We start from the raw sequence: 12200 nt of genomic DNA on the forward strand, positions 1-12200 counted from the left end.
CGTCGGCGCCCGGCGGCCTGGCGTCGGTCATGGTCGTCAATCCTTCCACCGGTGAGAGGGGCTACCAGAACTGACGACGTGGCGGAGGATTTCTGATCGGCGAAGCCGCTGACACCGGGCCGTTCTGATGGTCGACGAAGCCCACCACGCGCCGGCGCCGAGTTGGAAGGATGTCCGAAGACTGCCCCAGCTTGCGTCGGCTCCACGGGCATCTGGCTGCCGCGCCCGTGTCACACGTTCGTGTCATCGACAGCCCGACTGCCGGCTCCCAAGACTGACCGCGCGTGTTCCCCGCGACGGGGGCACGCCCGGTCACGTCCCCACCCCCACTGGAAAGGGCTCGTCATGCGGCACATCCGAACCGCGCTCGCGATCGTCGTTCTGCACCTGGTGGTGGTCGGCTTGGTCGCGCCCGCCACGGCGCACGCGGCGGTCGACCAGGAGTGCGTCCTCAGCGAGGTCATCACCTACGACCCGCCGCTGACCGACACCCCGCGGACGGTCACGTTCCACGTCAGCGGACAGCTGTTCAACTGCACCAGCTCCTCCGCCTCCACCGGCAGCTACGCCGAGTCGGGCACGGTGACCGGCGCGACCTGCTCGGGCACGCTCTCCCCGGGCAGCGGAATCCGGGTCTTCACCTGGACCAACGGCGCGATCGCGCCCAGCACCTTCTCCTACAACCGGACCGCCACCCGAGTCGGTGGCAACATCCAGGTCGTGGCCGTGGGGTCGATCACCTCCGGCACGTTCACCCCGGACCCGGCGAAGTCCGTCGGCCTCGGGGCGCAGCCCGACCCGACCGCGTGCGCCACCACGGGCGTGTCCCGGCTGACGGCCGCCGGCAGTGTCACGATCGGCCTCTGACCGCTGGATACGTCGGTCGGCGTGGAGATTTCCTGGAGCCGGCCGAAACGCCCGGTCGGCCGCGGGCGACAACCGGGTAGCACAGCATTGAGGTCGAATCGCCGGTGGAGCGGACGGTGTACCGGTTCGGAGACTGCCTGGTGGACCCTCGCCGGTTCGAGTTGCGGCGCGGTGGGGACCGGGTGCACCTCGAACCGCAGGTGTTCACGCTGCTGGTGCACCTGATCGAGCACCGCGACCGGGTGGTGGCCAAGACCGAGCTGCTCGACGCCGTGTGGGGCGACCGGTTCGTCAGCGACTCCGCGCTGACCAGCCGGGTCAAGAGCCTGCGGCGCGCCGTGGGCGACGACGGGAACAGCCAGCGCGTCGTCGCCACGGTGCACGGCGTGGGCTACCGGTTCGTCGCCGAGGTCGCCGAACCCGACGGGGACGGACCCGTCGACCGGACCCAGCACATCCGGTACTGCACGTCCTCGGGCGGGGTGCGGGTGGCGTTCGCGACCTCGGGCGCCGGTCCGCCGCTGGTCAAGGCCGCGAACTGGCTCACCCACCTGGACCTGGAGTGGGCGTGCCCGATCTGGTCGCACTGGCTCGACGGGCTCTCCCGCCGGCACCGGCTGGTCCGCTACGACGAGCGCGGCTGCGGCCTGTCGGACTGGGAGGTCGCCGACTTCGGCTTCGACGCCTGGGTGGACGACCTGGAGGCCGTGGTGGACGCGGCCGGGCTGGACCGGTTCCCGCTGCTGGGCGTCTCGCAGGGCGGGGCGGTCGCGATCGCCTACGCGGTCCGGCACCCCGAGCGCGTGTCCCGGCTGGTGCTGGTGGGCGCGTACTGCCGGGGCCGCCTGGCGCGGGCGCGGACGCCGGAGGAGCGCGAGGAGGCCGAGCTGGACCTCCAGCTGGGCCGGATCGGGTGGCGCCGCGACGACCCGACCTTCCGCCAGGTGTTCGCCTCCCAGTTCCTGCCCGACGGCACGCGCGAGTCGTGGGACGCCTTCAACGACCTCCAGCGCGAGACGACGTCGACCGCGAACGTGGTGCGCTTCCTGGACGCGTTCGCCCGCATCGACGTCTCCGCGCTCGCGCCGCGCGTGGCGTGCCCGACGCTGATCCTGCACTCGCGCGGCGACCTGCGCGTCCCGTGCTCGCAGGCCCAGGAGCTGGCCGCGCTCGTCCCCGGCAGCGAACTGCGGATCCTGCCCAGCCGCAACCACGTCCTGACCGCCGACGAGCCGGCGTGGCCGGTGTTCCTGGCCGAGGTCGAGCGGTTCCTGGGCACCGGCCCGGCCTGATCCCCACCGGACCTCCACGGGAACTCCAAGCCCCGCCGCACCCGGTCGCCGCACGCTGTCGCTCCACTCGTTCCCACGACAAGGAGCTGATCATGGCGTCCATTCCGAACCTGCCCGTCGTGCTCGACGTGTCCTCCGTGACCGCCACCCGCAACGGCGGGCTCGGCGCGGCCGAGCCGTACCTGCTGACCGTGCCGTTCCAGGTCGACGGCACGACCATGCGGATCGTGGCCCGAGCCGACGGGAAGCTGGTGCTGCGCGGCGACCCGATCGTCCGCCGGACCGCGAGCCGCCACGGCAACATCGCCCCCATCCGCGACGGCGAGACCAAGCCGGTGCCCGACTCCGTCGGCCGGTTCGCCACGACCCTGCGCCCCATCCCGCTGCCCGGCGACCTCGGGAAGCTGGTCGTCGGCGGCGCGTCCGGCGTCGTGGGCATGGTCTACGTGCTCAACGAGGAGGACGGCCTCAGCGACGCCTCCGTCCTGGCCGGCTACGACACGCTGGTCGAGCAGTTCACCGCCGAGCTGCGCAAGGTGATCGACGGCATCGTCATCGACCCGGCCAACCCCGGCACCAACCCGTTCACCATCAGCGAGGAGGTCAAGGCGGCGATCACCGAGCGGATCTCGGCCAGGGTGCGGGCCACGATCCTCGCCAACTCCGGGCTCGTGCTCAACCCCGACGACCCCATCGGCAGCGACGTGCTGGTGTTCACCGAGGCGAGCCTGGTGGCCGACCCGTCGCAGCCGTTCAGCAAGCGGTTCGACGAGGGCGTGCCGGGCGACTGGACCGTGCGCGGCGCGGCGACCGCGACCGTGCCGGCGGACTTCGCCCGGCGGCGGCGGATCACCCTGGACCTGGACAAGCTCACCTGCGTGACGCCCACCGAGGTCGGGGACCGGCCGTACCTGTGGAACGCGGTCTTCACCATCGACGGGACGACGGTGTCGCTCGGGCCGGACCTGCGGCTGCGCGGCACGGCGGCGGTGCTGACCCACCCGGGCAGCCACGGCAACCTCGGCCCGGGACCGGTGGTCGCGGGGCAGGTCGTGCCGATCCCGGACGCGGTCGGCCGGTTCACGCCGGTGCTGGACCTGATCCCGTTCCCCCCGGAGTTGCGGGACTCGCTGGTCGGCGGGATCTCCGGGGTGGTCGGGTGCGTGTCGGTGCTGCTGGAGCAGGACCTGGTCGCCGACGACCCGGCCGAGGCCGGTCACCGGGCGTTCAACGCGGAGGTCAAGCGGGCGCTGGACGAGCTGATCCCCACCCTGGGCGTCGGCAACGCCACCCCGAGCCCGGACGACCAGGCCGCGCTGGGCGAGCGCATCGCGCAGAAGGTCCGCGAGGCGATCCTGGAGGAGGGCAACGTGCTGGAGGACTTCTTCGCGGGCCTCGACCCCGACGACGTCGTCGGCTTCCGGGTGCTCCTGTTCACCCACGCCGGCCTGCTGGACGACGCGCAGCAGACCGTCACGGTCACGTTCGACCAGACGGGCCGCTACACCATGACCGCCACCGCGACCGCGACCGCGGTCTGACCGGGGCCGGCCGGCGGGTGACCAGGGGGCACCCGCCGGCCGCTGCTGCGCGCCCGGCGCCGCGCGCGGGCGGCCGGGGTCAGCGGAGGCAGACGGCCAGGTCGGTTCGCCGCGCCGCCACCCGAGTGACTTCCGCAGATACCCGGCCGCCCGTGATCGGCCGTCATCACGAGCCCCGGACACCGCGGTGTCGCGGCCAACACCCGCTCCGGCAGACACGCAACCTCAAGCCGTCGGTTCACGCCGACAGCTCCCGCTCACCGTTCCCGAGTCAACGCGCAGCACGTGCGATCTCCCGTCGCTGCCGCAGCGCGGCGAACCCGTCCAGTGGCCGGTCGACGAACCCGGAGGTCTTGCCGGCGCATGTGCGCTCAGCGGCGATGCGGCACGAGAGCAGGTTGTTCAACCTCGCTGCGATCGGCTTGCTCGACGACATCCACCGACTGCTGGACGGCAGCCGTCAGTTGGACGTCCACGAGGCGCTGCACTCGGCCGCCGAACACCTGCTGTCGGGAATCCGGCCCGTATCTCGATCGGCCTGGATCTCATGGCGAGAGTGCACCGGATCTCGGCGGACGACGCCGCGCTCGCGGTTGCCACGGCCTGCGGCGCGTTGCAGGCGCTGCCTTCCGGCGAGGCGTCGATCTACACGGAAGGCCGGATTGTCGAGGCGTATCCTCCCTCGAAGGCAGCGCCTACCGAGCCGTGCACGGGCTGCGGCGGATCATGAAAGACGCGGCATACCGGGTGCTCACCGGGCTGATCGACGCCCTCTCGGCGACCGACGTCCACACAGCGGACCGTCTCCGGCTCGCCTCCCTGTCGCCTGCTGGTCGCGACGAGGTGATCCGGCTGGGCGGCCTCGCCCTGACCGACGAGGCGGCACTGCGCCTTTCACAGCCGCGAGAACGCGCGGATGCGGGCTTGACGAACTCGGCGTGCTCTAGCGGAACAGCGTCGCGCCAAGCGGGCGGTCCCGGTCGAACCCGGGGAGTATCAGGAAGCTCGCGCTGGCGGTGGTGGTGGTGAACGGCAGCAGTGCGTCGCCGTTCTCCATCCGGGTGAGGGTGTTGGTGAACGTACGGATGTCGTTCTGGAAGCTGATGAACATCAGACCGGGTGCGGGTTCGTCGATGCTGTAGGAGCGGCGCAGCATGAGGCCGACGCCGACCACGCTGGAGTGGGCTCGGCGGAGGTGGGCGTCCGCTGGGATGAGGTAGCGCCCGTCCGGCGTCTTGGCGCCGAGGTCCGGGTCGGCGGAGATGGTGCCGCCGGAAAGGGGCGCGCCGGTGTCCCGCTGCCGACCGAACACCGCCTCTTGGGCGGCCACCGGCAATGCGGCGAACCGCGGCAGGTCGAGTTCCATGCGGCGGAGCACGGCGATGGTGCCGCCGGCGACCGGTGCCGGTCCGGTCAGCCACAGGTCTCGTCGCTGTTGGTCGGTGGTGTGCGGGCCCACGATGCCGTCGATGAACCCGAACACGTTTCGCGGCGCGGTGAGGCCCTGGTCCACCGGCGTGGTCGCACCGCGGCGTCCGGACTGCCGCCAGCGTTCGCGTGCCCGGTCGCCGGCCTGGTCCAGCAGCGCCGCGGCGGCGATCGACAGGACGACCGCGTCGCCGGCGCAGAGCTGCATCAGCAGGTCGCCACCACGTGCCTGCGGGGCGATCTGCTCGTGGGAGAACTGCGGGAGGTCCACTGCCCCGGGCAGGGCTGTGTCGGATGAAGGAGGTTCGGCCATGCGCACCAGTCGGGGACCGACCCCGATCGTCACGGTGAGATCGCCCGGCGGTAGGCCCAGCAGCCGCGCGTCGGTCCCGGCGGTGAGCGCCCGGACGGCCTCGCCGAGTTCGGCCAGCAGCGGGCCGACCGCCACGCCGTCAGCGATGTCGGCCACCACGACCAGCAGGTTGGGCTGGGCTTCACGGGGGAGCGTGATGCCCGCCTGATGAGGTCCCGTCGGTGACACCGGCGTGAACGCCGCGGGGATGTCGCCGTCCGGCTGGGCGGGACCCGGTTCGCATCCCGCGGTGAGGCCGGCGGCCAGCACGGCGGCGCCGGCACCGAGCAGAGCGCGGCGTGACGGGTGGTCTTCGGCTCGGCGCACGATGTGGAGCGTGCCAGAATCGCCCTCCCACAGGCGAATCCGGCGATCTGCCAGACTGGGCCCATGCTTCGTTTCGGTCTTGCCGTCGTGGCGGTGCCGGTTCTCGCACTGGCCGGCTGCGGCATCGACGACGACGGACCAGGCACGGGCAGTCGACCGGACGGAACGCGCGTGACGATCCGGGTGCCGGCCGACGCCCCGACGATCTCCGCCGCCGTGTCCCTCGCCCAGCCCGGTGACCTCGTACTGGTCGCGCCGGGCGTCTACCACGAGTCGGTCAAGGTCGACACACCTCAGGTGACGCTTCGCGGCGAGTCTCGGGACGCGGTCGTCATCGACGGGCGGTTGCGGCAGCCGAACGGCGTCGTCGTCACCGCGCCCGGGGTGGCCGTGGAGAACCTGACCGTGCGGAACAACACGCAGAACGGGGTGTTGGTCACAGGTTCGGCGACGGCGGCCACCGGCACACCGGGGCACGGCGGCTACGACACCGGCGACGAGCCGGTCACCTTCCTGAAGTCGTTCCTGGTCTCCCACGTGACCGCGACCCGCAACGGCCTGTACGGGATCTATGCGTTCTCCGCCCAGGACGGTGTGATCGAGCACTCGTACGCGTCGGGTTCGGCCGACTCCGGGATCTACGTCGGGCAGTGCAAGCCCTGTCGCATCGTGGTGCGGGACAACATCGCCGAACTCAACGCCGTCGGTTACGAAGGCACCAACGCCGGCGGGGACATGTACGTGGTCGGCAACCGCTTCGTCGGCAACCGGGTCGGGCTCACCACCAGCTCCGACCACCAGGAGAAGCTGCTCCCGCAGCAGGACGCCGTCGTCGCGGGCAACCTGATCGCGACCAACCAGCAGGCCTCGACCCCCGAACAGGCCGACGGCGGATGGGGCATCGGCATCGGTGTCGACGGCGGCAGCGACAACCGGTTCGTCCGCAACCGGATCGCCGACCACGCCAACGCCGGGCTGGTGATCACCGCGACCGCCGACATACCGCCCAACGGCAACCAGATCGTGGAGAACGCGTTCGCGGCCAACGGGGTCGACGTCGGTTGGACGTTCCCCGCCGCCACCGTGGGACGGGGCAACTGCCTGCGCGGCAACGATCTCGCGACGACGGTGCCCGCTCGGCTCGCGACGACCGCGTCCTGCCCGGTCGCCGACCTGTCGCCGTCCGGCACGTGGGCGGCACCGACACCACCTCGCGGTATCCCGTTCACCGACGTCGCCGCGCCTGCCCCGCAGCCGCAGTTCCCGAATGCCACCACAGCCGGTCCCACCGCCGTCCCGGCGGCTCCCGCGCTACCGGACATCGCGCGAATCGCGCTGCCGTCGGCGTCGCTGCTCGCCGAGCGCGCGCTGGTGCGGACATCCTGAGCGGCGGTTACCGCGTCGGGGTGACTCCGGGCGCCGGCTGGACCGGAACGTAGTCCTGGGTGTCGAAGTCGATGACCACCGGCTGGGGCTCGGAAGCCACGTCGGCTCGGACCCGGCGCATGGTGCCGTCCGAGTCGACCCAGTAGCGGACGTTTCCCGCGGTGCCGGGCCTGCCGCGGGCGGCGGGCCCGGACATGACGTCCACCCGGTGGCCGCCCACCTCGTCCTGACCGACCCAGGCGGCGCCGTTCTGCGGCAGCAGTTCGGCGTTGTCCGGCCGGTCGCTGCCGAGGTTGAGCGCTATGGCCAACGAGCTGTCCAGCGAACTGCCGGACGTCCGCAGCGTACGGCGATGCCAATCCGAGCCGGGCGGCGATGCCGGTGCCTCCGCCGGGACATTCGCCATGGGATGGAAGAACACCGTGGTGGCGTCCCATTGGATCAGCCCGTTGCCGGACGAATCCCGGCCGGTGCCGTGCACCACCCCATAACCGAGTTTGGCCCGGTAGTCGATGGACCCGGTGATGACCAGCCCACCGGCGGTGGTCGGCACGGTGATCGTCACCGCGCGGCCGCCCGCCTCGTAATTGCGGAACCGCGCGATCGCCAGCCGGTTCGCCTCGTCCGAGGTCAACGCACGCGGACCGGCAGGGCCGGGATCAGGGGCGATGACGAAAAAGGCGGCAACCCCGATTATTGCGGCAACCGCGATGCCGACGACGACAACCAACCAGCGCTGCCGCAACCAATTGCGCTGCGGGAGGCGTTGCCGGGTTCGCATGCTCCGCACGCGGCGGAATGCTAACAGGTTCGGTCATTCACCCCCGTGATTCACCCGATCGCCTCGCACGCGGTGCGGCGCGGTTCTGGTTACCTGTAACGGTTCACGACCACTTCCACAGGGGGACAGCGATGAGCCGGACAACCCGGACGCGTAGAGGTGGGCTGGCGCGAGTGGGGCTGGCTGGTCTGTTGCTGACGAGCAGCGCCGTCACCGGGGCGACGACGGGGACAGCCGCCGCATCGCCGACGGACGGCACGCTGACGGTCCAGGTGTTGCGCGACTTCTTCGGCACCGGCGTGATCAACACGACGATGGACGTGCCACAGCGGGGCATGCACGTCGAGATCTCCGACCCGGCGGGCCGGCGCGTCACCGGCGTCACGGACGCCACCGGGAAGGTCGTCGTGCCGCCGTCCACCGTGCTCACCGGCGGCCATTACCGCGTCGACGTCACCGTTCCGGAGCCCTACAGCGACTACTTACGCGCGGCCCCGGCTTCGACGGCGGCCAACCACTTCGACAGCTTCACCACGTTCGTGGACGTGTCGGACGGCAAGGACGACTCGGTGATCACCGGCGTCTGGAACCCCGCCCACTACACGCTCCCGGACACCCGGTACTTCGTGCCGGTCCAGAACAGCGACAGCGGGACCGACACCCGGGCGTTGGTGGCGTTCGGGGTGAACACCCGCGGCACGTGTCCGGACGACGTCGAGTGCCCGACCACGCTCGCCACCCAGGAGCAGGTGGGCACGACGTTCGGGCTGGCCTACGACAAGTACCGGCAGCGGCTGTTCCAGAGCGCGTTCGCCCGGCGGCACGCCTTGTACGGGCCGGAAGGCGGGGACGCGATCTACACCGTCCCGGTCGACGGCGGCGGCGCGCCGACCCTGTTCTCGAAGGTGCCCGGCGCCGCGGTGACGCCCCACGACACCGACAACATGATCAAAGACGCCGGGTTCGTCCACGTACCGGGCAAGGAAAGCATCGGCGGCCTGGCCCTGTCGGAGGACGGCACCACGCTGTACGCGATGAACCTGTTGACCCGAACCCTGGTCAGCTTCGACGCCACCGGGGCCACCGCCGCGGTGCCCCGGGCCACGATCCCGGTCCCGGACCCCGGCTGCGCGGCGCCCACCGACTGGCGGCCGTTCTCCGTCACCGCACACGACAGCACCCTGTACGTCGGTGGTGTGTGCAGCGCGGAAAGCACGCAGAAGCGTGCGGACCTGAAGGCCGTCGTCTACACCTACGACGGCACGCAATTCACCACGGTGCTGACCCAGCCGCTCGACTTCGAGCGCGGTGACGTCCTCACCAGCGTTTCCGGCCCCGCTCAGGTCAACCACTGGAACCCGTGGAACACCGACCTGTCGACCTGGGACCAGCACGACATCCGCAACGGCGCGATGGTCGATCCCCAGCCGCAACTGGCCAGCCTGGCCTTCGCACGTGACGGGTCGATGATCCTCGGCTTCCGCGACCGGTTCGTGGACGTGGTGGGCTGGGGTGGGCTGGACCCGCGGCCGGGCGACAACACCACGGAGAACGGCTTCTCCGGTGGTGACATCAACATGGCCTGCGTCAACCCCGCCGGTGGATACTCCTGGGAAGGCACCGGAAACTGCCCCGACCACACGACCCGCATCGACGACGGCGATCAGAACAGCGGCGTCGTCGAGTACTTCCCGGGCGACTACTTCTCCCTGGAGGGCCCCGCGGGGCGCGCGGCGCACCAGGAAGCCGCACAAGGGTCGGTTGCCTACATCCCGCAGCAGCAATGGGTCATCAGCACGCAGATGGACCCGACCATCCACATCGCCACCGGTGGGACCGGCTACTACGACATCACCACCGGGGAGGGGCCGGGGCACAACCCCTCGGCCAACGCCTACGAGTTCGTCGGTCGGGGCCAGAACGGGTTCGGCAAGGCCGGCGGGCTCGGGGCCATCGCGTACCAGGCGGCGAACGCGCCGATCCAGATCGGCAACCTGGTGTGGTTCGACGGCGACCACAACGGCATCCAGGACCCGGCGGAAGTGCGGCTGCCGGGTGCGACGATCAACCTCTTGGACGCCACGGGCAAGCAGGTCGCCACGACCAAGACCGACGCGGCCGGCGAGTACTACTTCGGTGGTGTCGGCGCCGCCTACGAACTCACACCGGGCGCGGAGTACACGGTGCAGTTCAACGTCTGCACCGCGAACACCAGCACCGTGCCGAACCAGCCGCCCGCCGCCGAGCTGAGGTTCACGCTCCCGGTGGTCGGCAGCGACCGGGTGCACGACAACAACGTGGTCCCGCCGACCACCGGGCAGCTGTGCAACGGGTACGCGCCCGTCACGGCGCCGGCCAACCCCGGAGAAGTCGATCACACGATCGACGCCGGCGTGTACATCCCACAAACCCAGCCGACCACGACGCCGACGACGCCGCCGACGACGACCGAACCACCGCCCCCGGCCCCGACCGGCAAACACCCGGGTTCGCTGGCCAACACCGGTGTTTCCTCCGGCCTGCCGTGGGTGATCCTCCTCGGCGTCCTGGCCCTCGGCGCGGGCACGGCACTCGCGTTCGCGAGCCGGAGACGCCGCGCCAAGCAGGACTGACATCACGTCTGCCCGCCCGCGATCCGGAGTTCGCGGGCGGGCAGACCATGTGTCCGGCCGTCGGCGTTCCAGGTCGTAGTCCGCGACCGGTAGTCGAACGACCCGCCATGGAACCCGGCGGTGAAACCGCGGCCCGTTCGGCGAGAACGTCCGGGCGGTGCTCAGATCCGGTAACGGCACCCACGTCCGCGTGGCGTTTGAAGCCCGAAGCCTTCATCTTCTGCCGCACGTCACGCCACAGGTCCGAGCTCGGCAGCCGCCAGTGGTGGAACTCTCCCGACCACAGGTACAACCGCTTGCCGTCGATCATGAACGAGTACCGGTCGTAACCGACGCGGCGAATGCGACGCGATGACCGCCAAAGACCTGATCCGCGCCGCCATAGTCCACACAGGACAAGGGGGTTTGTTGCGGCCTGAAATCAAGAGGGCTCCCCCGGTATGCATGGTGAGCAGCCGACCACTGCAACCGTAAGCAAAGTGACCTGGCGAAGGCACGGAGTGAGGAGGTTCCGTCGCGAGGAGCCCGGTGTGGGCGAGCCGGTCGAAGACGCGCGGCCTGGTGCTGGACGTGATCAGGGCCGCGCGGACGATCAGCCGGGTGGAACTGGCCGAGGCGACCGGTCTCACCGGGGCGACGATCTCCGAGGTCCGACGTGCGGTGTTCCGACGACGCTGACCGGCATGAAGAAGCTGACGATCAGCGCCGCGCTGACGGTGGTGGCGCCGGCCGTGGGGCTCGCGTCCGCGGCGGCGACCGAACCGGTCGCGTCGACCCTGCCCGGCCCGACCGGGCCGTACCCGGTCGGGCCGACGGGACTGCACCTCGTCGACCACGACCGCACCGACCCGTGGACGAGCCGCCCGCGCGAGCTCATGGCGTCGCTGTGGTACCCGGCGGCAGTGAACGGGTCGAGGGCACGGCACCTCCGCAGGCCGTGGCCACACTACGACCGGAACGCCGGCGTCCCGCCCGGCACCGCCGACTTCGCCGGCACCGTCACCCACTCGCGCACCCGCGCCACCCCGCTGCCCGGCCGCCGACCGGTCGTCCTCTACTCGCCCGGCGGCGGGCACTCCCGGTTCCTCGGCACGACCCTCGTCGAGGACCTCGCGAGCCGCGGGTACGTCGTGGTCGGCATCGACCACACGCCGGTCGGCCCGGTCCAGTTCCCCGACCGGGTCGCGCTGCCGCGCTCTTCCGTAGCGGTCGGCGATCGCTTGGAGCGCCCGTCGTCGCCCGCGAGGAAGCGGCGCACCAACTCGCGTTCGCCGTCCGTCACGGGACCTCCTCAAGCGGCCGACTTGAGCACCACAACGATCCCGAGACAGGAGTTGCAACGCACCACACTCATGCGGAAGGCGGTTGCACATCGCTGGTGGACGCAGTCGCTCGGCACCTACCACCGGACCAGCCCGGCAGCGAGTCCGAGACCGCGGGGCAGGGCCGGCGCGGGGAGGTTGCACAGACTTGCGGATGGCTCGCAATCCACTTGACGAGTGCACGTAGCCCACCCGTCACCGGATCGGCGACATAGTCACTGACTGCGACCCATGGGTAGGATGGACGCTCGTCACCGAAATGAGTGTATCGCGCCGCATTAGTGGATACACT

10 protein-coding genes and 1 pseudogene are annotated in these 12200 nt (G+C 70.9%); 7 read left to right on the forward strand and 4 right to left on the reverse strand.

Annotated elements, in window-relative coordinates; all coding sequences use genetic code 11:
* The first annotated feature begins 345 nt into the window (after positions 1–345).
* The 3 genes from RIN75_RS08115 (at position 346) to RIN75_RS08125 (ending at position 3700) form a co-directional block, all read left to right on the forward strand.
* Positions 346–867 carry a hypothetical protein gene (locus tag RIN75_RS08115; RefSeq protein ID WP_309111173.1) on the forward strand — a complete coding sequence of 174 codons (522 nt, stop codon included), beginning with the start codon at positions 346–348 and terminating at the stop codon, positions 865–867.
* Positions 868–983: 116 nt separating this feature from the next.
* A complete protein-coding gene (locus RIN75_RS08120) occupies positions 984–2159 on the forward strand; it encodes an alpha/beta fold hydrolase (protein WP_309111174.1) in 1176 nt (391 codons plus the stop codon).
* 92 nt (positions 2160–2251) lie between these two features.
* Entirely contained in the window at positions 2252–3700 is a 1449-nt protein-coding gene (locus RIN75_RS08125; protein ID WP_309111175.1) for a hypothetical protein, read from the forward strand.
* Positions 3701–3971: 271 nt separating this feature from the next.
* Here the strand turns inward: RIN75_RS08125 and RIN75_RS08130 are convergent, their stop codons facing one another.
* Both RIN75_RS08130 and RIN75_RS08135 read right to left on the reverse strand, forming a co-directional pair.
* The gene (locus tag RIN75_RS08130; RefSeq protein WP_309111176.1) at positions 3972–4136 is read right to left on the reverse strand and encodes a hypothetical protein; all 165 of its coding nucleotides are present in this window, start codon (positions 4134–4136) and stop codon (positions 3972–3974) included.
* A 507-nt stretch (positions 4137–4643) separates the two neighbouring features.
* Positions 4644–5807, reverse strand: coding sequence for a Dyp-type peroxidase (locus RIN75_RS08135; protein ID WP_309111177.1), 1164 nt, complete (start codon positions 5805–5807; stop codon positions 4644–4646).
* Between the two features lie 63 nt (positions 5808–5870).
* On the opposite strand from RIN75_RS08135, the gene RIN75_RS08140 reads away from it, so the two are divergent.
* Entirely contained in the window at positions 5871–7193 is a 1323-nt protein-coding gene (locus tag RIN75_RS08140; protein ID WP_309111178.1) for a right-handed parallel beta-helix repeat-containing protein, read from the forward strand.
* A 7-nt stretch (positions 7194–7200) separates the two neighbouring features.
* Here the strand turns inward: RIN75_RS08140 and RIN75_RS08145 are convergent, their stop codons facing one another.
* On the reverse strand, positions 7201–7974 hold the full coding sequence (locus RIN75_RS08145) for a hypothetical protein (protein WP_309111206.1): 774 nt from the start codon (positions 7972–7974) through the stop codon (positions 7201–7203).
* Between the two features lie 173 nt (positions 7975–8147).
* Here RIN75_RS08145 and RIN75_RS08150 point away from each other — a divergent pair, with 173 nt between their 5' ends.
* Positions 8148–10586, forward strand: coding sequence for an SdrD B-like domain-containing protein (locus RIN75_RS08150; protein WP_309111179.1), 2439 nt, complete (start codon positions 8148–8150; stop codon positions 10584–10586).
* 208 nt (positions 10587–10794) lie between these two features.
* On the opposite strand, the pseudogene RIN75_RS08155 reads toward RIN75_RS08150, so the two are convergent.
* Positions 10795–10896 (reverse strand): annotated as a pseudogene (locus RIN75_RS08155) (beta-galactosidase); the annotation flags it as partial.
* 218 nt (positions 10897–11114) lie between these two features.
* Between RIN75_RS08155 and RIN75_RS08160 the strand changes: the two are divergent.
* Together RIN75_RS08160 and RIN75_RS08165 are read left to right on the forward strand one after the other, a co-directional pair.
* Complete coding sequence (locus RIN75_RS08160; protein WP_309111180.1) at positions 11115–11264, forward strand: hypothetical protein; 150 nt, start codon at positions 11115–11117, stop codon at positions 11262–11264.
* A gap of 5 nt (positions 11265–11269) precedes the next feature.
* The gene (locus RIN75_RS08165; RefSeq protein ID WP_309111181.1) at positions 11270–12082 is read left to right on the forward strand and encodes a hypothetical protein; all 813 of its coding nucleotides are present in this window, start codon (positions 11270–11272) and stop codon (positions 12080–12082) included.
* Positions 12083–12200 lie beyond the last annotated feature (118 nt).

The sequence above is a fragment of the Saccharothrix sp. genome (assembly GCF_031180885.1).
Lineage (GTDB): Bacteria > Actinomycetota > Actinomycetes > Mycobacteriales > Pseudonocardiaceae > Actinosynnema.

Bases quoted from the DNA above. Each gene is read 5' to 3' on its own strand.
- RIN75_RS08115 (WP_309111173.1), top strand. From the start codon at position 346: ATGCGGCACATCCGAACCGCGCTCGCGATCGTCGTTCTGCACCTGGTG.
- RIN75_RS08125 (WP_309111175.1), top strand. From the start codon at position 2,252: ATGGCGTCCATTCCGAACCTGCCCGTCGTGCTCGACGTGTCCTCCGTG.
- RIN75_RS08130 (WP_309111176.1), bottom strand. From the start codon at position 4,136: ATGTCGTCGAGCAAGCCGATCGCAGCGAGGTTGAACAACCTGCTCTCG.
- RIN75_RS08140 (WP_309111178.1), top strand. From the start codon at position 5,871: ATGCTTCGTTTCGGTCTTGCCGTCGTGGCGGTGCCGGTTCTCGCACTG.
- RIN75_RS08145 (WP_309111206.1), bottom strand. From the start codon at position 7,974: ATGCGAACCCGGCAACGCCTCCCGCAGCGCAATTGGTTGCGGCAGCGC.
- RIN75_RS08165 (WP_309111181.1), top strand. From the start codon at position 11,270: ATGAAGAAGCTGACGATCAGCGCCGCGCTGACGGTGGTGGCGCCGGCC.